The following is a 26,333-nucleotide window of genomic DNA, read 5'->3' as shown; positions in this document are numbered from 1 at the left end:
TGAACACCTTCTGCCAGTAAAGGAATTCAAATGAAAATCTGCGGCATCGAAATCAAAGGCAGCGAAGCCATCATTGCCGTGGCCTCCCTCGACGATCAGGTCCTGAGCCACATCCCGCTGAACACCAAGAAAATCGCCCTCGACGATGACGACGAAGCCGCGAACGTCAAAGTCTTTGCCGCTCAGGTGGCGTCGTTTGTGCGGGAAAATTCCATTGATCGGATCGCGATCAAGAAGCGCAGCAAGAAGGGTGAGTTTGCCGGTGGGCCGACCACGTTCAAGATCGAGGGCGTTTTCCAGCTGCTGGAAAATTGCGAGGTCACGCTGCTGTCGCCACAAACCATCAATGCGCAGAACAAGAAATTCGACTTCGAACTGCCGGCCACGCTGAACAAGTATCAGCATGAAGCGTTTAAAGCGGCCTGTTCGGCGCTGATGAAGAAGTAAGGCCCACAGCAGATCAAAACGGTGGGAGCGAGCCTGCTCGCGATAGCGGTGGATCAGTCGACATCAACTTGAATGACCGACCGCCATCGCGAGCAGGCTCGCTCACACAGGGTTCTCTGGTGTTGTCAAAACTTAAGTTCAGACCAGTTCCCGGCCATCCCCCAACCGCCGCCGATCCTCTCGCGGACACCGCTCAAACCGCGCCCGATAGCTGCGGGTGAAGTACGACGGTGATTCAAACCCGCACGCAATACTCACTTCCAGCACGCTCATATCGGTCTGGCGCAACAACTGCCGGGCCTTCTCCAGCCGCAAGCGCAGGTAGAAATTGCTCGGTGTGTCGTTCAGGTGCAGGCGAAACAACCGCTCCAACTGCCGTCGCGTCACCTTGATCGACTCCGCCAATTCCAGCGTGCTCAGCGGCGGCTCGCTGTGCTGCTCCATCTCGCCAATCACGTGAACAAGTTTCTTGTTGCTGATGCCATAACGCGTGGCGACTTCCATGCGCTGGTGGTCTTTGCGCGGTCGGATACGGCCGAGTACGAATTGTTCGCTGACCTGGATCGCCAGTTCCGGGCCATGGGCCTGACCGATGAGGTCGAGCATCAGATCAATCGATGCGGTACCGCCGGCAGAGGTGATGCGCCGGCGGTCGATCTCGAACAGTTCCTGGGTGACGCTCAGCTGTGGATAGGACTCCTTGAAGGCGTCGATGGCTTCCCAGTGCAGAGTCAGGCGATGACCATCGAGCAAGCCGGCCTCGGCGAGGACGAAGCTGCCGGTGTCGATGGCGCCGAGGGTCACGCCTTCGTTGTCCAGTCGGCGTAGCCAGTGCTCCAGAGACGGGGTGGCGAATTTCAGCGGCTCGAAGCCAGCGACCACCAAAAGAGTCGCACCTTTTTTCAGCGGCTCCAGCGCCGCATCGGCGTTAACCGACATGCCATTGCTGGCCAAAACCGCACCGCCATCGGCGCTTAGTACGTGCCAGCGATACAGCTCGCCGCGAAAGCGATTGGCGACCCGCAACGGCTCGATGGCCGAGATAAAACCGATGGCCGAGAAACCCGGCATCAACAAGAAGTAGAAATCCTGGGACATGGAGCGCACTCGCTTAGCAGGTAAAAAGAGGCCAGGTAACGAGAGGGCGGGTAGCGTGTGGACGTTGATACGCCACTTGCACCCGGCATTCAAGAGCACAGGTCGCTGCAGTGCAAGAGCTGGTCGCCGCAGTGCGCTTTCATAGGGGCTTAGCTGCGTAACTTGTCATCACCGGCGCACGAAGATGCCGGAACCCACAATAACGTCTGCCGAGGAACCCGACATGAAACGACTGATCAGCAGCTGTGTTCTTGCACTCAGCGGTACCGCTTTCTTGAGCGCCAGTGTCATGGCGGCCGAACCCGCATCGTGCCAGAACGTACGCATGGGCGTAGTGAACTGGACCGACGTGATCGCCACCAGTGCCATGACCCAGGTCCTGCTCGACGGCCTCGGCTACAACACCAAACAAACCAGCGCCTCCCAGCAAATCATCTTCGCCGGGATCCGCGACCAGCGCCTGGACTTGTTCCTGGGCTACTGGAACCCGCTGATGACCCAGACCATCACCCCGTTCGTCGATGCCAAGCAGGTCAAGGTGCTTGAGGCGCCAAGCCTCAAGGACGCCCGCGCCACCCTTGCCGTACCGACTTACCTCGCCGACAAGGGCCTGAAAACCTTCGCCGACATCGCCAAGTTCGAAAAAGAACTGGGCGGCAAAATCTACGGCATCGAGCCAGGCTCGGGCGCCAACACCCAGATCAAGGCGATGATCGCCAAGAACCAGTTTGGCCTCGGCAAGTTCCAACTGGTCGAATCCAGCGAAGCCGGCATGCTCGCGGCGGTGGATCGCGCCGTGCGGCGCAAGGAAGCCGTGGTGTTCTTCGGCTGGGCGCCGCACCCAATGAACGTCAACGTGCAAATGACTTACCTCACCGGCAGTGAAGACGCCCTGGGCCCGAACGAAGGCATGGCCACCGTCTGGACCGTTACCTCGCCGAACTACGCCCAGCAATGCCCGAACATCGGTCGCCTGCTGAGCAACCTGACCTACACCGCCGAAGACGAGAGCCGGATGATGCAGCCGCTGCTGGATCACAAGGACGCCTTCGAATCAGCCAAGCAATGGCTGAAGGATCACCCGCAAGACAAGCAACGCTGGCTCGAAGGCGTGACCACCTTCGATGGCAAACCAGCGGCTGAAAACCTGAAACTGACGACCAAATAAACCTGATTGAACCACCGCCTCGCAGCCCGACCGGGCTGCGAACGGAATCATCACGCCTGCAAGGAACCCGCCTCATGAACCACGACGTCATCATCACCTGCGCACTCACCGGTGCTGGCGACACGACCAGCAAGAGCCCACACGTGCCGGTCACCCCGAAACAAATCGCCGCGGCCGCCGTGGAAGCCGCCAAGGCCGGAGCCACGGTCGTTCACTGCCACGTTCGTAACCCCGAAACCGGCAAATTCAGCCGTGATGTAGCGCTGTATCGCGAAGTGATGGAGCGCATCCGCGAAGCCGACGTAGACATCATCGTCAACCTTACCGCCGGCATGGGCGGCGACCTGGAAATCGGCGCCGGTGAGAACCCGATGGAGTTCGGCCCCAACACCGACCTGGTCGGCCCGCTGACCCGTCTGGCCCATGTTGAAGCACTGCTGCCGGAAATCTGCACGCTCGATTGCGGCACCCTGAACTTCGGCGACGGCGACACCATTTACGTGTCCACCCCTGCCCAGCTGCGCGCTGGCGCCAAACGCATTCAAGAGCTGGGCGTGAAGGCCGAGCTGGAAATTTTCGACACCGGTCACCTGTGGTTCGCCAAACAGTTGATCAAGGAAGGTCTGCTCGACGACCCGCTGTTCCAGCTCTGCCTGGGCATCCCGTGGGGCGCACCGGCCGACACCACCACCATGAAAGCCATGGTCGACAACCTGCCTGCCAATGCAGTCTGGGCCGGGTTTGGCATCGGTCGCATGCAAATGCCGATGGCCGCGCAAGCCGTGCTGCTGGGCGGCAACGTGCGGGTCGGCCTGGAAGACAACATCTGGCTGGACAAGGGCGTGCTGGCGACCAACGGCCAACTGGTCGAACGCGCCTCGGAGATCCTCAGCCGTCTTGGCGCTCGCGTTCTGACGCCGGCTGAAGGCCGGGAAAAAATGGGCCTGACCAAGCGCAGTTGACCCTTACACACTTTCCCCCTGTGGGAGTGAGCCTGCTCGCGATAGCGGTTTACCTGCCTCAATTGATGCATCGGATGTACCGACGCCATCGCGAGCAGGCTCGCTCCCACAGTTTTTTCCGAGCCAAATTCAGGAAGTGACCATGAGCTTTATCACCGAAATCAAAACCTTCGCCGCTCTGGGCAGCGGTGTCATCGGCAGCGGTTGGGTGTCCCGCGCCCTCGCCCACGGCCTCGACGTGGTCGCCTGGGACCCGGCGCCTGGTGCCGAAGCGGCCCTGCGCAAGCGCGTCGCCAATGCCTGGGGAGCGCTTGCGAAACAAGGCCTGGCACCCGGCGCATCGCAGGATCGACTGCGCTTTGTCGCGACGATTGAAGAATGCGTGCGTGATGCGGACTTCATTCAGGAAAGCGCCCCTGAGCGTCTGGACCTGAAACTGGAACTGCACAGCAAGATCAGCGCCGCGGCCAAGCCCGATGCGCTGATCGGTTCAAGTACGTCGGGCCTGTTGCCAAGCGAGTTCTACGAGAATTCGACGCACCCGGAACGCTGCGTGGTCGGGCACCCGTTCAACCCGGTTTACTTGCTGCCATTGGTCGAAGTGGTCGGCGGCAAAAACACCGCGCCTGAAGCCGTTCAAGCGGCGATGAAAGTTTACAAATCCTTGGGCATGCGCCCGTTGCATGTGCGCAAGGAAGTGCCCGGGTTTATCGCTGACCGCTTGCTGGAAGCGCTGTGGCGTGAAGCGTTGCACCTGGTCAACGACGGCGTGGCGACCACCGGTGAGATTGACGATGCGATCCGCTTTGGCGCGGGGCTGCGCTGGTCGTTCATGGGTACGTTTTTGACTTACACCCTGGCGGGTGGCGACGCGGGCATGCGCCACTTCATGGCGCAGTTCGGTCCGGCGTTGCAATTGCCGTGGACATATTTGCCGGCGCCGGAGCTGACCGACAAGTTGATCGATGATGTGGTGGATGGCACCAGTGAGCAGTTGGGCACGCACAGCATTTCGGCGCTGGAGCGCTATCGTGATGATTGCTTGCTGGCAGTGCTGGAGGCGGTGAAAACCACCAAGGAAAAGCACGGGATGGCGTTCAGCGAGTAACTGCGCACTGATCGTTCCCACGCTCTGCGTGGGAATGCAGCCCGGGACGCTCCGCGTTCCAAAGAGCGGACGCAGAGCGTCCATTGAGGCATTCCCACGCGGAGCGTGGGAACGATCATCCCCGATCCTGCCTGGAGAGAATCATGCCCACCCTCACCACCTACCAAACCAAAATCATCCCGGATTGGGTCGATTACAACGGCCACCTGCGCGACGCGTTCTACCTGCTCATCTTCAGCTACGCTACCGACGCGCTGATGGATCGCCTCGGCATGGACAGCAACAACCGCGAAGCCAGCGGTAACTCGCTGTTCACCCTCGAACTGCACCTCAATTACCTGCACGAAGTGAAGCTCGACGCCGATGTTGAAGTGCACACCCACATCATCGGCCACGACGGCAAACGCCTGCACCTCTATCACAGCCTGCATCTGGTGGGCGATGACAAGGAACTGGCAGGCAACGAGCAAATGCTGCTGCACGTCGACCTCGCCGGGCCGCGATCCGCGCCGTTCTGCGAAGAAACCTTGAGCAAGCTGCAAGCCATCGTCGCTGAGCAAACCGGCCTTCCCGCCCCCGCCTACATTGGTCGAGTGATCGCTTTACCCCCCCAAAAATAACAAGGAGATCGCCATGAACACCGCCGCCGCTTTTGCCGACTTCCGTACCTACCCGTTGATCAGCGCGTTAACCGCCGTGCAAACACTGACGGATCGAATTCAAGTGAAGTGGGCCGACGGCAGGGTCAGCCCCTTTCATCATCAGTGGTTGCGCGACAACTGTCCGTGCCCGCTGTGCGTCTACACCGTGACCCGCGAGCAAGTGCTGGAAATTGTCGACGTCGAAGAAAACCTGATCGCGACTCAGGCAAGCGTCGATGCGCAAGGATGCCTCTGCGTCGACTGGCAGGACGGCCACCTCAGCCGCTTCGATCCAGGCTGGTTGCGCGCCCATGCCTATGACGATGAATCCCGCGCCGAACGCCGCGCCCCCAAGCCGAAAAGTCAGCTGTGGGACAACCATCTGAAGCTGCCGGTGTTCGAGTATCAGGCGTTGATGAATGACAACGACGCGTTGCTGCAATGGCTGCTGGCGGTGCGCGATATCGGCCTGACCCAGGTCCGTGGCGTGCCCACCGAACCGGGTTCGCTGAAGCTGATTGCCCAACGGATTTCCTTCATCCGCGAGAGCAATTTCGGCGTGCTGTTCAACGTGCAATCCAAGGCCGATGCCGACAGCAATGCCTACACCGCTTTTAACCTGCCGTTGCACAGCGATTTGCCGACTCGGGAGCTGCAACCGGGGCTGCAATTTCTGCATTGCCTGGTGAATGACGCCGAGGGTGGCGAGAGTATTTTCGTTGATGGTTTTGCCATCGCCGAAGCCCTGTGCCAGGAAGATCCCGAGGCGTTTAAAGCCTTGTGTGAAATCCCCGTGGAGCTCCGCAACAAAGACCGCCACAGCGACTACCGCTGCCTCGCACCGATCATTGCCCTGGATGCATTGGGGCAGGTGTCGGAAATCCGCATGGCGAACTTTCTGCGCGGCCCGTTCGATGCTTCGGTCGAGCAGATGCCCGCTCTCTATCATGCCTACCGCCGCTTTATTGCGATGACCCGGGAAATGCGATTCCGGGTGATGACGCGGTTAAATCCCGGCGAAATGTGGTGTTTCGACAACCGCCGCACCCTCCACGCCCGCAACGCTTTCGACCCCGCCACCGGCGCCCGGCATTTTCAGGGGTGCTATGTCGATCGTGATGAGTTGTTGTCGCGCATCCTTGTGTTGCAACGCTAGACCGCGTCATCGTTCATCGCGAGCAGGCTCACTCCCACAGTTGACCGAGTTCTAACAGGAGAATGCGGTCGAATGTGGGAGTGAGCCTGCTCGCGATGGCGTCGGCTCAAACACCTCATTCCTCCCTGATTCACAGGCAAAAAAAACCCCGATCAAGCCGTGACAGGATCGGAGCTGAGGAGGGTACTGTTGAGGAGCCGTTGCGCGAGGGTGACCAAACCTTCGTGAAGCCAGCTGATCCCAGTGTGCCCACTCTCCCTTCTCGCAAGTTAGCCGAAAACGACCTGTTCATAGGTATTGCGGCCATTGCGACAAATCGTCCTTGCCGCCACTCCGTACCCCTACGAGAATCGAACCACGACACCGTTCCCTGAAGAAGGATTGCGTCATGATGTATGCCGATTTGATTGACCAGGAAGACCTGTTGGGCCAGCTCAAGGCGTTAGGGTTTGCAGTGCCCCCTGGTGCAACCGCCGAGCAGGCCTGCGAATGCGCGGTACGGGGTTTGAACAACGAACGGGCAACGGAACTGCGGACCATGGTCAAGCAGATGTACACCAGCAGCGCGACCATCCTGCCGGCCGTGCGCCAAGCCATCGACAGGCAATTGCTGCCCGCGTTGGCGGAGTATCAGCAGAGCCGTAGCGCCTGAGTATCGCCTCGCCATGATCGTTCCCACGCTCTGCGTGGGAACGATCAGAGCGTCAGAGCCTTACGCTGGCAAACGTCGACTCGTTGCGCGCCTGACTCAACGCCGACAACGGCCCGGACAACGGCGACAGCACCAACGCTTGCGGCAGCGGCATCATCGCCACTTGTTGCGTGGTGTTGGAACCTACGCGCTCGTCACGCGGTGGAATGCCGAAGTATTCGCGGTAGCACTTGGAGAAGTGCGGCGTGGAAACGAAACCACATACCGACGCCACTTCGATGATCGACATCGGTGTTTGCTTGAGCAGTTGCCGAGCACGGATCAAACGCAGTTTCAGGTAGTAACGCGACGGCGAGCAGTGCAGGTATTTCTGGAACAGCCGCTCCAGCTGACGACGCGACACAGCGACGTACACCGCCAGTTCGTCGAGGTCGATCGGCTCTTCCAGGTTGGCTTCCATCAGCGCGACGATTTCCTGCAACTTCGGCTGGTTGGTACCAAGCATGTGCTTGAGCGGCACACGCTGGTGATCCTGCTCGTTGCGGATGCGCTCATAGACGAACATTTCCGAGATGGCTGCCGACAGTTCACGACCATGATCGCGGCTGATCAGGTGCAGCATCATGTCCAGCGGCGCGGTGCCGCCGGAACTGGTGAAACGGTTACGGTCGAGGGTGAACAACCGGGTGCTCATGGCCACACGCGGAAACGCTTCCTGCATAGCGGCCAGGCATTCCCAGTGCACGCTGCAATCGAAACCGTCCAGCAGGCCGGCGCACGCCAGGGCCCAGCTGCCGGTACAAACAGCACCGAGACGGCGCGACTGACGCGCCTGGCTTTGCAGCCACGACACGTGTTCGCGAGTAACAGTGCGCTGGATGCCGATTCCGCCGCAGACAATGATGGTGTCCAGGGCAGGCGCTTTGTGCATGGAGCAGTCGGGGGTGATCTGCAGACCATCACTGGCCCAGACCTGACCACCATCGACGGTGAGTGTGGTCCAGCGATACAGCTCGCGACCGGACAATTGGTTGGCCATGCGCAGGGGTTCGACTGCGGAGGCCAGAGAAATAAGCGTGAAATTGTCCAGCAGCAAAAAGCCGATGGATTGAGGCGCACGGTTCTGGGGTTGGGCCCCGGAGTTGAACGTCGTCATCGCGGTATCTCCTCACACAAAGCGGGTGATGGCCTCAGGCGGAGGCTCTTGTTATTGCCATCGTTCTCGCGTGGAGACGGGCTTTGTAATGACAGAGCAAATGCCATGCCTAAAATTGAATGGCCGTTCAATAACTCCTGAAAACGACGTCGCGGCGCGTCTATATAAGCCGCGCCGTGAGTGGGGGTTATAAGTGCCATCAATGGAAGCAAACGCTCTGTTCCGTAGCGCGTGAGCAAATCGGTAGCACTTGTGGGAACAGGGCTGCGACGTGCTGGAGAAGAGTGTCACCACAAGCACGGGTGACAGGCGGTAATGGCCAAACTGGATCCTGGCTTTCGGGAAGTCGCTTATCTGTAAGCGACGCTCCAAAACGTGGCGCGTTTTGATTTCGGTGTTCACTTGGCGCGCAGTTTTGACTGGTCTGACACTATCGCTGGCAAGCTCCCACAAGGTTCTGCTATGTCGCATAGATAGCCTTCACACCAGAGATCCCTGTGGGAGCTGGCTTGCCAGCGATTGGGGCGACGCGGTATCAACACTCAACCGCACTCACCGCCAACCCGCCCCGCGATGTCTCTTTATATTTGTCATGCATATCCGCCCCGGTATCACGCATGGTGCGGATCACCCGATCCAGCGAGATAAAGTGCTGACCATCGCCCCGCAACGCCATCTGCGCGGCATTGATGGCTTTCACCGCGGCAATCGCATTGCGCTCGATGCACGGCACTTGCACCAGCCCGCCGACCGGGTCGCAGGTCAGGCCGAGGTTGTGTTCCAGGCCGATTTCCGCCGCGTTGCACAACTGTTCCGGCGTGGCGCCGAGAATCTCCGCCAACCCAGCCGCCGCCATGGCGCAGGCTGAACCGACTTCGCCCTGGCAGCCGACTTCGGCACCGGAAATCGAAGCGTTCTTCTTGCACAGAATCCCTACCGCCGCCGCACTGAGGAAGTAGTCGACGACGTTGGCGTCAGTCACCACCTCGCTGAACTTCATGAAGTAGTGCAGCACCGCCGGAATAATCCCCGCCGCGCCGTTGGTCGGTGCCGTGACCATGCGCCCGCCCGCGGCGTTTTCTTCGTTGACTGCCAGGGCGAACAGGTTGACCCACTCCATCGCGCTCAGCGTCGAGCCGATCACGTTGGGTTTGCCCAACTCCTGCAGACTGCGATGCAGTTTGGCCGCACGACGGCGCACATTCAGGCCGCCGGGCAGGATGCCTTCGTGCTTGAGGCCTTGGTCGACGCAATCCTGCATGGCGCGCCAGAGTGTCATCAGGCCGGCGCGAATTTCCTCTTCGCTGCGCCAGACCCTCTCGTTGGCCATCATCAATTCGGCCACGCGCAGGTTGTGTTTCTGGCAGAGGCTGAGCAGTTCGACGGCGCTGGAAAAGTCATACGGTAATACGGTGCGATCCAGATCGACCACGCCGCTGGAGGCCTGTGCCTCATCGACGACAAAACCGCCGCCAATGGAATAGTAGGTGTCGCGATGCAGCTCACCGTGATCGCCTTCGACGATCAGGGTCATGGCGTTGGGATGGAATGGCAGGTTTTCGTCGATCAGACGCATGTCGCGGCCCCAGATGAACGGGACCGACAGGCGACCGTCGAGCAACAGCGTGTGAGTTTCGCGCAGGGTTTCGATGCGAATACCGATTTGCGACGGATCGATCGCATCCGGCCACTCGCCCATCAGCCCCATGATCACGGCGTTATCACTGCCGTGGCCGATGCCGGTGGCCGACAACGAACCATAAAGCTGAACTTCAACGCGCCTTACTTGTTCCAAAAGACCCTGCTCACGCAAACCTTGCACGAACAACGCCGCGGCCCGCATAGGCCCCACGGTGTGAGAACTGGAAGGGCCAATGCCGATTTTGAACAGGTCGAAAACGCTGATAGCCATTACTGCCGAACTCCTGGATGTGCCAACTCCAGACGCAAAAGCGCCCAGTGACGGAGCTGCTACGCTCAAGCTGCAATCCGTCGGGATGGCCGCATCATCAGGCTTTTACCGTGTCGTTCGACGTCTCACACCGACGCACTCATGCTCACCAACGCCGCGGGCCTTTTACGCTGCGTTTTCGCCGTTTTTTTGCGGTTCAGGTGGGCAAACGGGGCTGAAAAAAGCTGTAAACGACGTCACCGACACTGGATGCGACCATCCCTGTACTGGATACGACGCCCCCTGTAGGCGTCAGATTTTCACTGGTACATGATCGTATCGACTCGATTGCAAGGCGCCGTGGTAGAGCTGTCTCCAAAACGCCATCCAACCGCAACCTATAAGTGCGGTGGTCCAGTCGGAACACTGCCAAAAAAAACACCAAGGAGTCCATCCATGAAAGGTTCCCCGTCGTTGTTGTTGGCCGCCATGCTGAGTCTGCCGTTTCTGGCGCAAGCCGCAGAACCGGCTCAGTGCGATACCGTAAACTTCTCCGATGTCGGCTGGACTGACATTACCGCAACGACCGCGACCACCAGCGTCGTCCTCCAGGCGCTGGGCTACAAGACCAAAACCACGATGATTTCCGTGCCGGTAACCTACAAGTCCCTGGCTGATGGCAAGAACATGGACGTGTTCCTCGGTAACTGGATGCCGACCATGGAAAACGACATCAAGGCTTATCGTGATGCCGGCACCGTGGACGTCGTACGCACCAACCTCACAGGCGCCAAGTACACCCTCGCCGTGCCGCAAGCGCTGTACGACAAAGGTCTTCACGACTTCGCCGACATTCCGAAATTCAAGAAAGAACTCGACGGCAAGATCTACGGCATCGAACCGGGTAACGATGGCAATCGTCTGATTCAGAGTATGATCGACAAGAACGCCTTCGGCCTGAAAGACGCCGGTTTCAAGATCGTCGAGTCCAGCGAAGCGGGCATGCTGTCGCAAGTCGACCGCGCCCAGAAACGGGACACCGCAGTCGTGTTCCTCGGCTGGGCACCGCACCCGATGAACAAGCGTTTCAAGATCCAGTACCTGACCGGTGGTGACGATTTCTTCGGCCCAGACTTCGGTGCCGCCACCGTCGCAACCAACACCCGCAAGGGCTATGCCCAGGAATGCAGCAACGTTGGTCAGCTGCTGAAAAACCTGGAATTCACCGTCGACATGGAAAGCTCGCTGATGGGCAACATCCTGGACGACAAAATGAAGCCTGACGCGGCCGCCAAGGCCTGGCTCAAGAAGAATCCACAGGTGCTCGATACCTGGCTCGCTGGCGTGACCACCATTGACGGTAAACCAGGCCTGGAGGCCGTGAAAGCCAAGCTCGCGCAGCCTTGAATTAAGAAGCACCGCTTACGCCGGGCGGGTTCGCTCGCCCGGGCTGTTTATTTCCTTGCATGCGGACGTTCACTACCATGCTGATTGATCAGAAAATACCCTTAGGCCAGTACATCGCGGGATTCGTTGAATGGTTGACGCAAAACGGCGCCGACACCTTCGACGCAATCGCCGTGTCACTGGAAACGATGATTCACGGCGTGACTTTTGCGCTGACCTGGTTCAACCCGCTGGCATTGATCGGCCTCATTGCGCTACTGGCTCACTTCATTCAACGAAAGTGGGGCCTGACCGTTTTCGTCATCGCCTCCTTCCTGCTGATCCTCAATCTGGGGTACTGGCAGGAAACCATGGAAACCCTCGCCCAGGTGCTATTCGCAACCCTGGTCTGCGTGGTCATCGGCGTGCCGTTGGGCATCGTCGCCGCGCACAAACCGATGTTCTACACACTGATGCGTCCGGTGCTCGATCTGATGCAGACCGTACCGACCTTCGTGTACCTCATTCCTACCCTGACCCTCTTCGGTCTGGGTGTGGTCCCGGGTCTGATCTCCACGGTGGTGTTCGCGATTGCCGCGCCCATCCGCCTGACCTACCTGGGCATTCGCGATGTTCCCGCAGAATTGATGGACGCCGGCAAAGCCTTTGGCTGCTCGCGCCGTCAACTGCTCGCGCGCATCGAATTGCCCTACGCCATGCCAAGCATCGCGGCCGGTGTCACCCAGTGCATCATGCTGTCGCTGTCGATGGTGGTGATCGCGGCACTGGTGGGTGCCGATGGCCTGGGCAAACCCGTGGTCAACGCACTGAACACTGCTGATATCGCCCTGGGCTTCGAAGCAGGCCTGGCGATCGTACTGCTGGCGATCATGCTCGACCGTATCTGCAAACAACCCGACGCTAAAGTAGGGGGTGACGCATGAGCATTATTCGGTTCGAAGACGTTGACGTAATCTTTTCGAAAGACCCGCGCGAGGCACTCAAACTCCTCGACCAAGGCATGACCCGCGATCAGATCCTGAAAAAGACCGGGCAAATCGTCGGTGTCGAAAAAGCCAGCCTGGACGTCGACAAAGGTGAAATCTGCGTACTGATGGGCCTCTCCGGCTCCGGCAAATCCAGCTTGCTGCGCTGCATCAACGGCCTCAATACCGTCAGCCGTGGCAAGTTGTTCGTCGAGCACGAAGGCAAGCAGATCGACATCGCCTCCTGCACCCCGGCAGAGCTGAAAATGATGCGCACCAAGCGCATCGCGATGGTGTTCCAGAAATTCGCCCTGATGCCTTGGCTGACCGTTCGCGAGAACATCAGCTTCGGCCTGGAAATGCAGGGCCGTCCGGAAAAGGATCGGCGCAAACTGGTGGATGAAAAGCTTGAGCTGGTGGGCCTGACCCAATGGCGCAATAAGAAACCCGACGAGCTCTCCGGTGGCATGCAGCAGCGTGTTGGCCTGGCCCGCGCGCTGGCGATGGACGCCGACATTCTGCTGATGGACGAACCGTTCTCGGCACTTGACCCGTTGATCCGCCAAGGTCTGCAAGACGAACTACTGGAACTGCAAAGCAAGCTGAACAAAACCATCGTATTCGTGAGCCACGACCTCGATGAAGCCCTGAAGCTCGGCAGCCGTATCGCAATCATGAAAGACGGCCGGATCGTCCAGTACAGCAAGCCTGAAGAGATCGTTCTCAACCCTGCGGACGACTACGTGCGGACCTTCGTGGCCCACACCAACCCGCTGAACGTTTTGTGCGGTCGCAGCCTGATGCGCACCCTGGACAACTGCAAACGCATCAACGGTTCGGTGTGTCTGGATCCGGGTGGCGATTCGTGGCTGGACCTGGCCGAAGGCAACACCATCAAAGGCGCTCGCCAGAACGGCGCGAGCCTGGACCTGCAGAACTGGATTCCTGGGCAGGCGGTTGAAGGTTTGGGTCGTCGGCCAACGCTGGTGGACTCGAACATCGGCATGCGCGACGCGCTGCAGATTCGATATCAGACGGGCAACAAGCTGGTGCTGCACGACAACAACAAAGTGGTCGGTATTCTCGGTGACAGCGAGCTGTATCACGCACTGCTCGGCAAGAACCTGGGGTAAGGCAGCAGACACAAAAAACGCCGCGAGAGGATCGCGGCGTTTTTGTTTATAGGGATATCGGGGCGTTGGTGTATCGGCGCTGACACCCCCTTCGCGGGCAAGCCCGCGATGAAAGCGACGCGGTGCTTCAGACAGAAACACCGCGCATTCTCACAACTCAGCTATAGACACGGCCAAGGAGCTGCCGATGGCTTTCAAACTGATCGAGCACGTCACGGGTGATCTGATCCTGAGTGAAGCCCATCAAGTCGTAATCCTGGCTGCCGTTGTGCAGGTACACCTCGGCACGGTAGTAACGTGCGCGCGGTTCATCAGCACTTTCAGCCGACACCATGTCGCTCGCCGCTGCCAGATAGCCGTCCAGGCTCACTTCGTAGACAAAAGGGTTGCCCTCTTCCATCTCGATGCGCACGCCCATGCAACGCTTCGACTTGCCCAGCAACGTTTGCACGTCCAGACCCTGAGCGCCCAATTGCGCAGCGGCATCTTCCAGCGCCGGGCTGACTTGTTTGTCCATAAAGCGCTGCACGATCGACTGATTCGGTTGCAGGTCCAGCTGAGTCAAACGCTCGCTGAAACCACGACGACCGCGCGCTGCGAGCTCCGCTTGCTCCTGTTCGATCTGCACGTCCTGGCGCATCGCCTTGTGCAAGCCGAACATGAAGAACACCAGCACCACCGAGAACGGCAAACCGGCCAGCACCACCATGGTTTGCATGGCTTCGAAGTTACCGGCGAACAGCAGGCCGATGGTCACCAGGGTAATCACCGCCGACCAGAAGATCCGCAGCCAGTGCGGCGCATCTTCATCGACGTTACCGCCCTTGCACGAAAGGTTGGCCATCATCACCGCGCCGGAATCCGCCGGAGTCAGGAACAGCACGAAACCGACAAAGATCGATACGCCGATCACAACCTTCGACGCCGGGTAATGCTCCAGCAACTGGTAAATCGCCATCGACGGCTGTTCCAGCGCCGTCTTCCCGAGTTCCACTGCCCCATGGTTCATCACCAGGTCCAGGGCCGAGTTACCGAAAATCGACAACCATGCCAGGGTGAAACCCAGTGGAATCAGCAGCACGCCAGCGACCAGTTCACGCACCGTGCGGCCACGGGAAATACGCGCGATAAACATGCCTACAAATGGCGCCCAGGAAATCCACCAGGCCCAGTAGAACAGGGTCCACAGGCCCAACCAGCGGTCAGATTTCTCGCTGTCGCCTTCGTACACATAGAGGTCGAAGGTCTTCAGCACCACGCCGTTCAGGTAGTCACCGATGTTTTGCACGAAGCCGTTGAGCAGGTGCAAGGTCGGGCCGAACAACAAGACGAAAATCAGCAGACCGCTGAACAGCACGATGTTCAGGTTGGACAAACGACGGATGCCGTTTTCCACGCCAGACACGGCAGCGATGGTCGCCACGGTGCTCATTACGATGATCACGATCAGCAGGTTGGTGTTGCTGTGTTCCATGCCGAACAGGTTTTCCAGCCCCGACGACACTTGCAGCGAACCAATCCCCAGGTTCGTCACCAGACCCAGCAGGGTCACAAACATGCCGAAGCCGTCCACCGCATGACCGGCCGCGCCTTTGACCCAACGCTCACCCACCAGCGGATACAACGCCGAACGCAACGCCAGCGGCTGGTTATGACGGTAAGCAAAGTACGCCACAGCCAGGCCGACCAACGCGTAAATCGCCCAGCCATGCAGGCCCCAGTGCAGGAACGTCAGCTGAACCGCCTGACGTGCCGCGAGGTTGCTGCCGGCCACGCCTTCCGGCGGGTTGAAGTAGTGGTCCAGAGGCTCGGAAGCACCGAAGTACAACAGCGAAATGCCGATCCCCGACGAGAACAGCATCCCCGCCCAGGCGCCGTAGCTGAAGTCCGGGGTGTCGTCCTTGCTGCCCAGCTTGAGTTTGCCGTAGGAAGAAAACGCCAGGCCGACCACAAAAACCAGGTAAGCGGCGATCACCACCATGTAGTACCAGCCGAAGCTGCGCGACAACCAGGCCTGGGCAATACCGAGCAATCTGCCGGCCTCTTGCGGGGCGATGATCAGAATGGCGGTCAACAACAGGATCAACGCGGTAGAGGTGTAGAACACCCAACCGTTGACCGTCACCTTCTCGGGCGGGGTCTTTATAAGAGAGGCAGAACTCATGGCACAGATGCTCCGGGCAGTGCGGGAGAAGAACACAAGGCAACGCGGTACCCGACCAATCGGTTAGTTGGCAGCCGACCGGCGGGTGATATAAAGACACCCCGAAAAAAGCCCGAAGCCCGGGAGCGCCAGTGCGCGGGGGTTTCGAGCGATTTCAGACGTCGTTTTTCCGCCAACTACGTGTAGGAAAAACCTGTAGGCAGCGACGAATTGTCGCAGATCTTATTCTTTGTTGATTGAACGTTCAATCAAAACAAAATAGACTGGCCTTCAATCCGATAGACGCTTTACGTCCGCCGGAAGGCCTAAGGAGATGTGCAAGATGCCCAAGGTCGGTATGCAACCCATCCGCCGTCAGCAGTTGATCGAAGCCACATTGCAGGCGGTTGATCAGGTCGGAATGGGGGACGCCAGCATTGCGCTGATCGCCCGTTTGGCCGGTGTCTCGAATGGCATCATCAGTCACTATTTTCAGGACAAGAACGGCCTGATCGCGGCCACCGCGCAGTATCTGATGAGTGTCCTCAGCGAGAACGTCACCGTGCGCCGTCAGGCGCTGACAGATGACAGCCCGCGGGCGCATCTGCAGGTGATTATCGAAGGCAACTTCGACGCCAGCCAGGTCAATGGCCCGGCAATGAAAACCTGGCTGGCCTTCTGGGCCACCAGCATGCACCACCCGTCTTTGCACAGGTTGCAGCGGATCAACGATCACCGTCTGTATTCCAACCTGTGCTGCCAGTTCCGCCGTGTATTGCCGCTTGATCAAGCGCGCAGTGCAGCCCGAGGCCTGGCAGCCCTCATTGACGGTTTGTGGTTGCGCGGCGCGCTGTCGGGAGATGCTTTCGACACCGAGCAGGCGCACCAGATCGCTTACGAATACATGGATTTACAACTGGCCAAGCAGGTGAGTTAGAGCACACAGAACCGCTCAGCACCTGAACTGCCACTGACCAGCGTTGCCAAGGCTTTAGGGCACGCCCGGTGGTTAACGCCAACTAACTTATGCACTTGCGAGGACTTTATGGCCCGTTTCGAACTGCAAAAACTCTACATCGATGGCGGCTACAGTGACGCCAGCAGCGACGCCACCTTCGAAGCCATCAACCCAGCTAACGGTGAAGTCCTCGCAACAGTACAGCGTGCGACCCAGTCAGACGTCGAGCGCGCTGTGGTCAGCGCCGAAAAGGGTCAGAAAATCTGGGCCGCGATGACCGCCATGGAGCGTTCGCGCATCCTGCGTCGTGCCGTCGACATCCTGCGCGAGCGCAACGATGAACTGGCCGCCCTGGAAACCCTGGACACCGGCAAGTCGTTCTCCGAAACCAAGTACGTCGACATCGTTACCGGCGCTGACGTGCTGGAGTACTACGCTGGTCTGGTGCCGGCCATCGAAGGCGAGCAGATCCCGCTGCGCACCACTTCGTTCGTCTACACCCGTCGCGAGCCGCTGGGCGTCGTCGCCGGTATCGGCGCGTGGAACTACCCGATCCAGATCGCTCTGTGGAAATCCGCACCCGCCCTGGCAGCCGGTAACGCGATGATCTTCAAGCCAAGCGAAGTCACTTCCCTGACCACGCTGAAACTGGCCGAGATCTACACCGAAGCCGGCGTGCCGGCTGGCGTGTTCAACGTGCTGACCGGCAGCGGCCGTGAAGTCGGCACCTGGTTGACCGAGCACCCGCGCATCGAAAAGATCTCCTTCACCGGCGGTACCGACACCGGCAAGAAGGTCATGGCCAGCGCTTCCGCTTCGTCGCTGAAAGACGTGACCATGGAACTGGGCGGCAAATCCCCGCTGATCATTTTCGACGACGCCGACCTCGATCGCGCCGCCGATACCGCCATGATGGCCAACTTCTACAGCTCCGGTCAGGTCTGCACCAACGGCACTCGCGTGTTCGTACCGACTCACCTCAAAGCAGCATTCGAAGCCAAGATCGCCGAGCGCGTTGCCCGCATCCGCATCGGCAACCCGGAAGACGAAAACACCAACTTCGGCCCGCTGGTCAGCTTCGCCCACATGGAAAGCGTGCTGGGTTACATCGCCAAAGGTAAGGAAGAAGGCGCTCGCGTTCTGTGCGGCGGTACTCGCCTGACCGAAGGCGAATTCGCCAAAGGCGCGTTCGTGGCACCGACCGTGTTCACCGACTGCACCGACGAGATGACCATCGTTCGCGAAGAAATCTTCGGCCCGGTCATGGCGATCCTGACTTACGACACCGAAGAAGAAGTGATCCGTCGCGCCAACGACACCGACTTCGGCCTGGCCGCTGGCGTTGTCACCAAAGACCTGAACCGCGCTCATCGCGTGATTCATCAACTGGAAGCCGGTATCTGCTGGATCAACGCCTGGGGCGAGTCCGACGCGAAGATGCCGGTCGGTGGCTACAAGCAGTCGGGTGTGGGCCGTGAGAACGGCATCAGCTCGCTGAACAACTTCACACGCATCAAATCGGTACAGGTCGAACTGGGCGATTACACCTCGGTTTTCTAAGGCGGTATTTGCTTCGCCTGCGAGGCCGTCATCGCCAGCAGGCTGGCTCCCACAGGAGTACGCATTCCAATGTGGGAGCCAGCCTGCTGGCGATCGAGTGCGCAGCACTCGCCGACCTGAACAATTTCAAAGAGGGTGCATTCAATGTCCCAAGAATTCGATTACATCATCATCGGTGCCGGCTCGGCCGGTAACACCCTGGCGACCCGTCTGACTGAAGACGAAGGCGTCACCGTCCTGCTGCTCGAAGCAGGCGGCCCGGATTACCGCTTGGATTTTCGCACGCAAATGCCGGCCGCTTTGGCGTTCCCGCTGCAAGGTCGTCGCTACAACTGGGGCTACGAAACCGATCCAGAGCCACACATGGACGGTCGCCGGATGGAATGCGGTCGCGGCAAGGGCCTGGGCGGTTCCTCGCTGATCAACGGCATGTGCTACATCCGCGGCAACGCGATGGACTACGACAACTGGGCCAAACTGCCAGGTCTTGAAGACTGGGACTACCTGAACTGCCTGCCGTATTTCCGCAAGGCTGAAACCCGTGACATCGGCCCGAACGACTATCACGGTGGCGAAGGTCCGGTCAGCGTGACCACGCCAAAAGCCGGCAATAACCCGCTGTTCAGCGCGATGGTTGAAGCCGGCGTGCAAGCCGGTTACCCGCGCACCGAAGACCTCAACGGTTACCAGCAGGAAGGTTTCGGTCCGATGGACCGCACCGTGACGCCAAACGGCCGTCGCGCCAGCACCGCTCGCGGTTACCTAGACATCGCCAAGAAGCGTTCGACCCTGACCATCGTCACCCACGCCCTGACCGACAAGATCCTGTTTGAAGGCAAGCGTGCGGTTGGTGTGCGTTACTTGATCGGCGCCGCTGAAGAACGCGTTGAAGCCCGCGCCCGCAAAGAAGTGCTGCTGTGCTCCGGCGCCATCGCTTCGCCGCAGATCCTGCAACGCTCCGGCGTCGGCCCGGCCGAACTGCTGAAAAAACTCGACATCCCGGTGGTCCACGACCTGCCGGGCGTGGGTGAGAACCTGCAGGATCACCTCGAGCTGTACCTGCAATACGCGTGCACCCAACCGGTCTCGCTGTACCCGTCGCTGCTCTGGTACAACCAGCCGGCCATCGGTGCCGAGTGGCTGTTCAACGGCACCGGCATCGGCGCCAGCAACCAGTTCGAAGCCGGTGGTTTCATCCGTACTCGCGAAGAATTCGATTGGCCGAACATCCAGTACCACTTCCTGCCGGTCGCGATTAACTACAACGGCAGCAACGGGGTGAAAGAGCACGGTTTCCAGGCGCACATGGGCTCCATGCGTTCGCCGAGCCGTGGTCGCATCCAGGCCAAGTCGAAGGATCCGCGCGAGTACCCGAGCATCCTGTTCAACTACATGGCCACCGAGCAGGACTGGCAGGAATTCCGCGACGGCATCCGCCTGACCCGTGAAATCATGCAACAGCCTGCACTGGACGCTTTCCGTGGCCGCGAAATCAGCCCGGGCATCGACGTGCAAACCGATGAGCAGCTCGACAAGTTCATCCGCGAACACGCCGAAACCGCGTTCCACCCGTCTTGCTCGTGCAAGATGGGCACCGACGAAATGGCCGTGGTTGATGCTGAAGGTCGTGTGCACGGCATGCAAGCCTTGCGTGTGGTCGATGCCTCGATCATGCCGATCATCACCACCGGTAACCTGAACGCGCCAACGATCATGATCGCCGAGAAAATCGCCGACAAGATCCGCGGTCGCAAGCCGTTGCCGCGTAGCAAGGCTGCCTATTTCGTAGCCGGCGATGCGCCGGTGCGTGGCAAGCCGCTGCGGGATGTGAGCCTGACCTCGCAGTAAACCCGCGTCACGGCCAATCGCGAGCAGGCTCGCTCCCACAGGTTCCGGGTTGGATTGCAAATGTGCGATCAACCCAAAAACCCATGTGGGAGCGAGCCTGCTCGCGATGGGGTCCTGACAAACACCACACATCTCTCGGCATTCCTTTTCCCACGCCGATCCAAGCTTGATCCTACCCCCCGCACCGGCCTAATCTAGCGCCACGCAAACGTTTCACCCCCCCTCGCAACATCGATACACCGCCACTCCATACCAAGGAGGTTCCCGAATGTTCGATTTCCACCCCCAGCTCAAGCAGCGCTTCGCTGCCTTGCGCACGGGCGCAGAATTCTTTTCGCTGCGTTATGTACGCGAGTCCGGCCAATACCTGTCGGTGCGCAAAAACGTTGCCGAACCTCCCAGCCTGAGCCGAGACGAAGGCGCGATGCTGACCGTTCGGGTCAACGGCGTCGAAGCCTACGCCGCGACCAACGACCTGTCCCGATCAGGCCTGCAAGCCGCCCTCGAGCGAGCCGAGCAACAAGCCCGCCGACTCAAGCCCCACGCCCTGCTCGACCTGCGCGAGCAAGCCGTTTCCAGCGACCGCGCCGACTACTTTTCGCCGAATCTGGACCAGCCCTTCCCGTCCCTGAGTGATTGCTATCAACTGCTCGGCGCCGAATCCGCGTCCGTGCCCAAGGACGAGCGACTGGTGAACTGGCAGGTGAGCATCGGCATCACCAACGTCGAGCAGATCTACCTCAACAGCGCCGGTGCCGAGCTGCGCCAGGCCCAACGTTTCGTCTACCCGAGTCTGGAAGTCACCGCCTACGACGGCCGCGACAGCCAGACTCGCAGCCTCGGCCGCGAAAACTTTGGCCAGCAAGGCGGCGCCGATGTCATCAGCCGTTGCGGCCTGGTCGGTGCCGGTCCGAAAGTTGCTGATCAAGCGCTGCAATTGTTGCTGGCGCCGAATACCCCGCAAGGCCCGCGCGACCTGCTGTTGATGCCGGACCAGATGATGCTGCAGATCCACGAGTCCATCGGTCACCCGCTGGAACTCGACCGCATCCTCGGTGATGAACGCAATTACGCGGGGACCAGCTTCGTCAAGGCAGAAGACTTTGGCAGCCTGCAATACGGCTCCAAACTGCTCAACGTGACCTTCGATCCGGACATCCCCGAGCAGCTCGCCAGTTATGGCCATGACGACGACGGCACGGCGGCAAGCAAACAGTTTTTGATTAAAGAAGGCTTGTTGCTGCGCCCATTGGGTGGCGCACTCTCGCAATTCCGGGCCGACATGGACGGCGTGGCCAACAGCCGCGCCTGCGGTTGGAACCGCCCACCGATCGACCGCATGGCCAACCTGAACATCGAGCCCGGCGAGCAACCGCTGGATCAGCTGATCGGCAATATCGAACACGGAATCATGATGTCGACCAATCGTTCCTGGTCCATCGACGATGCGCGCAACAAATTCCAGTTCGGTTGCGAATGGGCTCAGTTGATCGAAAACGGCGAACTCAAGGGCGTGGTGAAGAACCCCAATTACCGGGCGATTTCCGCGCAGTTCTGGAAGAGCCTCAGCGCCGTCGGCGACGCCAGCACCGTCAAGGTCCTGGGCACGCCGAACTGCGGCAAGGGCGAACCGAATCAGGTAATCCGCGTCGGCCATGCCTCGCCTGCCTGTGTGTTCAGCAACGTGGATGTGTTTGGGGGAGATGCCTGATGAGTACTTCAAAAAATCAGGCCGAGTCGTTCAAGGCTTTGGTCAATTGGTTGCGCGACGCCATGCGCGAACCGGAACAGTTCACCCTCAGCTACGCCGCCGAGTCGTCGGCCTTCGTGCGATTCAATCACGCCAAGGTGCGTCAGGCCGGTCAGGTGCAGCAGGCGAGTGTCGGTTTCAAACTGATCAATGAGGGTCGCCACGCCGACCTCAACATCACACTGGCAGGCGACCCTGAAGTCGACCTTGAGCGTCTGGCCGAAGGTCTGCAACAGTTACGCGAAACCTTGCCGCTGCTGCCGCAGGATCCGTACCTGCTGCTCAATCACAACGGTTGGCAGAGCAAGAATGTGCAGGAGCATCCGCTGCCGGACACCGAGCACGTGGTCGCTGAAATCACCCAGGCGGCTGAAGGGCTGGACCTGGTCGGTTTCTACGCAGCCGGGCCGATCAGTCGTGGTTTCGCCAGCTCCTCGGGTGCGTTCGGCTGGCATCAAGCCAATAGCTTCAACTTCGATTTCAGCCTGTTCCATGACAACGGCCAAGCGGTGAAAGCCAGCTACGCCGGGCACGACTGGAACAGCGAAGTGTTTGCCAAGCGCTTTGCGCAGGCTCGCGAGCAGTTGGCCTTTCTAGGCAGACCGCAACACACCCTCGCGCCGGGTCAGTACCGCGCCTATCTCGCTCCGGCAGCCTTGGGTGAAATCATGGACATGCTCGGCTGGGGCGGTTTCTCTGCACAGTCGATTGCCAGCAAGAGCAGTCCGCTGCAGAAGCTTTACGCAGGCGACAGTTCGTTCAGCCCGTTGGTGTCCGTCGATGAAAAGGTCAGCGGTTCGTTGAGCCCGGCATTCTCCGGCGAAGGTTATCCGCGCAGCGATCTTGGGTTGATCGTCAACGGCAAGGCCGGCGAACAAATGGTCAGTTCACGCAGTGCGGCCGAGTACGGCCTGACCGCCAACGGCGCCAGCGGCGGTGAAATGCCGAGCGCAGTGAACATGACGGCCGGTGCGTTGCCAGACGCTGAGATTCTCAAGCAACTGGGCACGGGGTTGTACATCAGCAACCTGTGGTACCTGAACTACTCGGATCAACCGGCGGCGCGCCTGACCGGCATGACGCGGTTTGCGACCTTCTGGGTCGAGAACGGCGAGATTCAGGCACCGGTGAGTACGATGCGGTTTGATGACAGTGCTTTCAGTTTGCTGGGGTCGCAGCTTGAAGCGTTGACTGAGGAGCGTGAGCTAATGCTGTCGGCCAGCACCTATAGCCAGCGGGCCACCGCCTCGGCGTTACTGCCGGGCGCGCTGATCAGCAAACTGACCTTGACCCTCTGACCCTGATCGTTTCCACGCTCCGCGTGGGAACGATCATCTCCAACAACAAGAGGTCCCATGCCCAACCGCCCGCCTCTCGACGCTGTCACCGCCCGCTGGGTGCCGTGGGTCGTCGCCATCGCGTTCTTCATGCAATCCCTCGACGGGACCATCCTCAACACCGCCCTGCCCGCCATGGCCCGTGACTTGGCCGAAGACCCGCTGCGCATGCAAGGCGTGATCATCGCCTACATGCTCACCGTCGCCCTGCTGATCCCTGCCTCGGGCTGGATTGCCGACCGTTTCGGTACCCGGAAAATCTTCTTCAGCGCGATCCTGCTGTTCAGCCTCGGCTCGTTGCTCTGCGCCCTGTCGAGCACCCTGAGCCAGTTGATTGGCGCGCGGGTGATTCAGGGCCTGGGCGGCGCGCTGATGTTGCCGGTCGGGCGACTCGTAGTACTCAGGGCGTACCCGCGCTCGGAGCTGGTGCGAATCATGGGTTTCATCACCATCCCCGGCCTGCTCGGCCCATTGCTCGGCCCGACCATGGGCGGCTGGATGGTGGAATACCTGACCTGGCACTGGATCTTCCTGATCAATCTGCCGGTGGGCGCCGTCGGTTGCTACGCCGTGTGGAAATTCATTCCCGACCTGCGTGGCAGCGAGCGCACGCGTTTCGACAGCCTGGGCTTTTTGCTGTTTGGTGCCGCGATGGTACTGATCACCGTTGCCATGGAAGGCCTCGGCGAACTGCATCTGCCACACTTGCGGGTGATGTTGCTGCTGTTTGGCGGCATGGCGTGTCTGGCGGCGTACTGGCTACGGGCCGGGCACATCGATAATCCGCTGTTCGCGCCGTCGCTGTTCAAGACCCGGACCTTCGCCGTGGGCATCCTCGGCAACCTGTTCGCCCGTCTTGGCAGCGGCGCCCTGCCGTTCCTCGTGCCGTTGCTGCTGCAAGTGGCGCTGGGTTATTCGCCGTCCCAGGCGGGGATGAGCATGTTGCCGCTGGCCGCTGCGGCAATGGTCGCCAAATCGGTGGCGCGACCGCTGATCGAACGCCTGGGCTATCGCATTGTGCTCACCGGCAATACGTTGGCGCTGGGGCTCATGCTGGCGAGCATGGGGCTGGTCAGCGAGCAGACGCCGTACTGGCTGCTGTTGGTGATGCTATCGATTCTGGGCGCGATCAACTCCTTGCAGTTCACCGCGATGAACACCGTGACCCTGATCGACCTCGACGACGCCAGCGCCAGCAGCGGCAACAGCTTGCTGTCGGTGGTCGCGCAATTGTCCCTCAGTCTTGGTGTTGCCTGCGCCGGCGCGCTGCTCGGCGGCTTCACCGCAGAGGTCGGTAATGATGGCGTGAACACGGTCCTGGGCGCGTTCCAGCTGACCTTCCTGACCGTCGGAATCATGGCGATGCTCGCCGCAACCATCTTCTCCCAGCTCTCAAAGGAAGACGGACGGCGCGTCAAACGTCCGGAAGAACACATCGAGCCTTAGGGCGAATGGCCACCGGGCTGGTACACTGCGCGACATTTTGTTTTGCAGGCCAGTCCCGTGACCACCATCGCCACCGCTTTTAATACTTTGCCGCTGTCCGCCGCCATGCTGGCTAACCTCGACTCCCTCGGTTATGCCCAGATGACGCCGATCCAGGCGCAAAGCTTGCCGGTGATCCTCAAGGGGATGGACCTGATCGCGCAAGCCAAGACCGGCAGCGGCAAGACCGCCGCCTTCGGTATCGGCCTGCTGAACCCGATCAATCCGCGCTTCTTCGGTTGCCAGGCGCTGGTCATTTGCCCGACTCGCGAGTTGGCTGACCAGGTCGCCAAGGAAATCCGTCGTCTGGCCCGTGCCGAAGACAACATCAAGGTCCTGACCCTGTGCGGCGGCGTGTCTTTCGGCCCGCAGATCGCTTCGCTTGAGCACGGCGCGCACATCATCGTCGGCACCCCGGGGCGCATCCAGCAGCACCTGCGCAAGGGTTCGCTGGTGCTCCATGGCCTGAACACCCTGATCCTCGACGAAGCCGACCGCATGCTCGACATGGGTTTCTACGATTCCATCGAAGAAATCATCGCCCAGACCCCGGAGCGCCGCCAGACCCTGCTGTTCTCCGCCACGTACCCGGTGGGCATCAAGCAGCTGGCGTCGAAATTCATGCGCACCCCTCAGATCGTCAAGGCCGAGGCGTTCCACGACGATACGCAGATCGAGCAGCGCTTCTACGAGATTTCTCCGGAAGAGCGTATGGATGCGGTGGTCAAAGTCCTCGCGCATTTCCGCCCGGCGTCTTGCGTAGCGTTCTGCTTCACCAAGCAGCAGGTTCAGGAAACCGTTGATCACCTGACCTCCAAAGGCATTTCCGCCGTCGGCCTGCAAGGCGATCTGGAACAGCGTGATCGCGACCAGGTGCTGGCGATGTTCGCCAACCGCAGTACGTCGGTATTGGTCGCAACCGACGTCGCCGCTCGCGGTCTGGACATCGATGCGCTGGACATGGTGATCAACGTCGAACTGGCCCGTGATTCGGAAATCCACATCCACCGTGTTGGCCGTACGGGCCGCGCCGGTGAGAAAGGGATTGCGATCAGCCTGGTCGCACCGTCCGAAGCCCACCGCGCCCAAGCCATCGAGCAACTGCAGAAGTCGCCGTTGAGCTGGGATCAGCTGGACAACCTCAAATCCCAGGGCGGTGCACCGCTGCTGCCGGTCATGAGCACGTTGTGCATCGGTGCTGGCCGTAAAGACAAGGTGCGTCCGGGTGACATTCTGGGTGCACTGACGGGCGATGCCGGTATTCCGGGCGCTCAGGTTGGCAAGATCGCGATTTTCGATTTCCAGGCGTATGTGGCTGTTGAACGCGGGATCGCCAAGCAAGCCTTGCAGCGCCTGAACGACGGAAAGATCAAAGGCCGTTCGCTGCGCGTTCGCATTTTGTAAGGACACTGTCTTTCCCTGTGGGAGCGAGCCTGCTCGCGATGGCGGACTGTCAAACAACATCTAT

General features: G+C 60.1%; 21 protein-coding genes. 17 read left to right on the top strand and 4 right to left on the bottom strand.

Features of this window, described 5'->3' with window-relative positions; translation table 11 throughout:
• Positions 1 to 30 precede the first annotated feature (30 nt).
• Positions 31 to 447: a DUF3010 family protein gene (locus tag FQ185_RS04575; RefSeq protein WP_149416458.1), complete on the top strand. Its 417-nt coding sequence runs from the start codon at positions 31 to 33 to the stop codon at positions 445 to 447.
• 138 nt (positions 448 to 585) lie between these two features.
• Here FQ185_RS04575 and FQ185_RS04570 read toward each other — a convergent pair whose 3' ends face one another.
• Positions 586 to 1,545, bottom strand: a complete 960-nt coding sequence (locus FQ185_RS04570) for a GlxA family transcriptional regulator (RefSeq protein WP_149416457.1) — start codon at positions 1,543 to 1,545, stop codon at positions 586 to 588.
• Between the two features lie 223 nt (positions 1,546 to 1,768).
• Here FQ185_RS04570 and FQ185_RS04565 point away from each other — a divergent pair, with 223 nt between their 5' ends.
• The 6 genes from FQ185_RS04565 (at position 1,769) to FQ185_RS04535 (ending at position 7,232) form a co-directional block, all read left to right on the top strand.
• Complete coding sequence (locus FQ185_RS04565) at positions 1,769 to 2,713, top strand: choline ABC transporter substrate-binding protein (protein ID WP_149416456.1); 945 nt, start codon at positions 1,769 to 1,771, stop codon at positions 2,711 to 2,713.
• A gap of 74 nt (positions 2,714 to 2,787) precedes the next feature.
• Positions 2,788 to 3,675, top strand: a complete 888-nt coding sequence (locus FQ185_RS04560; RefSeq protein WP_149416455.1) for a 3-keto-5-aminohexanoate cleavage protein — start codon at positions 2,788 to 2,790, stop codon at positions 3,673 to 3,675.
• Positions 3,676 to 3,817: 142 nt separating this feature from the next.
• Complete coding sequence (locus FQ185_RS04555) at positions 3,818 to 4,783, top strand: L-carnitine dehydrogenase (RefSeq protein ID WP_149416454.1); 966 nt, start codon at positions 3,818 to 3,820, stop codon at positions 4,781 to 4,783.
• Positions 4,784 to 4,926: 143 nt separating this feature from the next.
• Positions 4,927 to 5,403 (top strand): thioesterase family protein, encoded by a 477-nt coding sequence (locus FQ185_RS04550; protein WP_149416453.1) that lies wholly within the window; start codon positions 4,927 to 4,929, stop codon positions 5,401 to 5,403.
• Between the two features lie 13 nt (positions 5,404 to 5,416).
• Positions 5,417 to 6,580: a gamma-butyrobetaine dioxygenase gene (locus tag FQ185_RS04545; RefSeq protein WP_149416452.1), complete on the top strand. Its 1,164-nt coding sequence runs from the start codon at positions 5,417 to 5,419 to the stop codon at positions 6,578 to 6,580.
• A 388-nt stretch (positions 6,581 to 6,968) separates the two neighbouring features.
• Positions 6,969 to 7,232 (top strand): hypothetical protein, encoded by a 264-nt coding sequence (locus FQ185_RS04535; RefSeq protein WP_149416450.1) that lies wholly within the window; start codon positions 6,969 to 6,971, stop codon positions 7,230 to 7,232.
• Positions 7,233 to 7,284: 52 nt separating this feature from the next.
• Here the strand turns inward: FQ185_RS04535 and FQ185_RS04530 are convergent, their stop codons facing one another.
• On the bottom strand, positions 7,285 to 8,388 hold the full coding sequence (locus FQ185_RS04530; protein WP_149416449.1) for a GlxA family transcriptional regulator: 1,104 nt from the start codon (positions 8,386 to 8,388) through the stop codon (positions 7,285 to 7,287).
• A 535-nt stretch (positions 8,389 to 8,923) separates the two neighbouring features.
• The gene (locus tag FQ185_RS04525; RefSeq protein WP_149416448.1) at positions 8,924 to 10,300 is read right to left on the bottom strand and encodes an L-serine ammonia-lyase; all 1,377 of its coding nucleotides are present in this window, start codon (positions 10,298 to 10,300) and stop codon (positions 8,924 to 8,926) included.
• A 435-nt stretch (positions 10,301 to 10,735) separates the two neighbouring features.
• Here FQ185_RS04525 and FQ185_RS04520 point away from each other — a divergent pair, with 435 nt between their 5' ends.
• From FQ185_RS04520 to choV, 3 genes are all read left to right on the top strand, one after another.
• Complete coding sequence (locus FQ185_RS04520) at positions 10,736 to 11,686, top strand: choline ABC transporter substrate-binding protein (RefSeq protein ID WP_149416447.1); 951 nt, start codon at positions 10,736 to 10,738, stop codon at positions 11,684 to 11,686.
• 77 nt (positions 11,687 to 11,763) lie between these two features.
• Complete coding sequence (gene choW / locus FQ185_RS04515) at positions 11,764 to 12,609, top strand: choline ABC transporter permease subunit (protein ID WP_149416446.1); 846 nt, start codon at positions 11,764 to 11,766, stop codon at positions 12,607 to 12,609.
• Positions 12,606 to 13,784, top strand: a complete 1,179-nt coding sequence (gene choV / locus FQ185_RS04510; RefSeq protein WP_149416445.1) for a choline ABC transporter ATP-binding protein — start codon at positions 12,606 to 12,608, stop codon at positions 13,782 to 13,784. Before choW ends, choV begins: the two co-directional genes overlap by 4 nt.
• A gap of 157 nt (positions 13,785 to 13,941) precedes the next feature.
• On the opposite strand, the gene FQ185_RS04505 is transcribed toward choV, so the two are convergent.
• Complete coding sequence (locus FQ185_RS04505; RefSeq protein WP_256730368.1) at positions 13,942 to 15,891, bottom strand: BCCT family transporter; 1,950 nt, start codon at positions 15,889 to 15,891, stop codon at positions 13,942 to 13,944.
• A 379-nt stretch (positions 15,892 to 16,270) separates the two neighbouring features.
• Between FQ185_RS04505 and betI the strand changes: the two genes are divergently transcribed.
• The 7 genes from betI (at position 16,271) to dbpA (ending at position 26,269) form a co-directional block, all read left to right on the top strand.
• Positions 16,271 to 16,864, top strand: a complete 594-nt coding sequence (gene betI, locus FQ185_RS04500; protein ID WP_149416443.1) for a transcriptional regulator BetI — start codon at positions 16,271 to 16,273, stop codon at positions 16,862 to 16,864.
• Between the two features lie 108 nt (positions 16,865 to 16,972).
• Positions 16,973 to 18,445, top strand: coding sequence for a betaine-aldehyde dehydrogenase (betB, locus tag FQ185_RS04495; protein WP_149416442.1), 1,473 nt, complete (start codon positions 16,973 to 16,975; stop codon positions 18,443 to 18,445).
• Positions 18,446 to 18,589: 144 nt separating this feature from the next.
• Positions 18,590 to 20,293: a choline dehydrogenase gene (betA, locus tag FQ185_RS04490; RefSeq protein WP_149416441.1), complete on the top strand. Its 1,704-nt coding sequence runs from the start codon at positions 18,590 to 18,592 to the stop codon at positions 20,291 to 20,293.
• Positions 20,294 to 20,561: 268 nt separating this feature from the next.
• Positions 20,562 to 22,004, top strand: coding sequence for a TldD/PmbA family protein (locus FQ185_RS04485; protein WP_149416440.1), 1,443 nt, complete (start codon positions 20,562 to 20,564; stop codon positions 22,002 to 22,004).
• Complete coding sequence (locus tag FQ185_RS04480; RefSeq protein WP_149416439.1) at positions 22,004 to 23,341, top strand: TldD/PmbA family protein; 1,338 nt, start codon at positions 22,004 to 22,006, stop codon at positions 23,339 to 23,341. The genes FQ185_RS04485 and FQ185_RS04480 overlap by 1 nt, the downstream gene beginning before the upstream one ends.
• A gap of 57 nt (positions 23,342 to 23,398) precedes the next feature.
• A complete protein-coding gene (mdtD, locus tag FQ185_RS04475; RefSeq protein ID WP_149416438.1) occupies positions 23,399 to 24,826 on the top strand; it encodes a multidrug transporter subunit MdtD in 1,428 nt (475 codons plus the stop codon).
• Positions 24,827 to 24,931: 105 nt separating this feature from the next.
• Positions 24,932 to 26,269, top strand: coding sequence for an ATP-dependent RNA helicase DbpA (gene dbpA / locus FQ185_RS04470; RefSeq protein WP_256730367.1), 1,338 nt, complete (start codon positions 24,932 to 24,934; stop codon positions 26,267 to 26,269).
• Positions 26,270 to 26,333: the final 64 nt, after the last annotated feature.

The sequence above is a fragment of the Pseudomonas sp. ANT_H12B genome, from assembly GCF_008369325.1.
Taxonomy (GTDB): domain Bacteria; phylum Pseudomonadota; class Gammaproteobacteria; order Pseudomonadales; family Pseudomonadaceae; genus Aquipseudomonas.
This window is presented reverse-complemented; position numbering and strand designations above follow the sequence as displayed.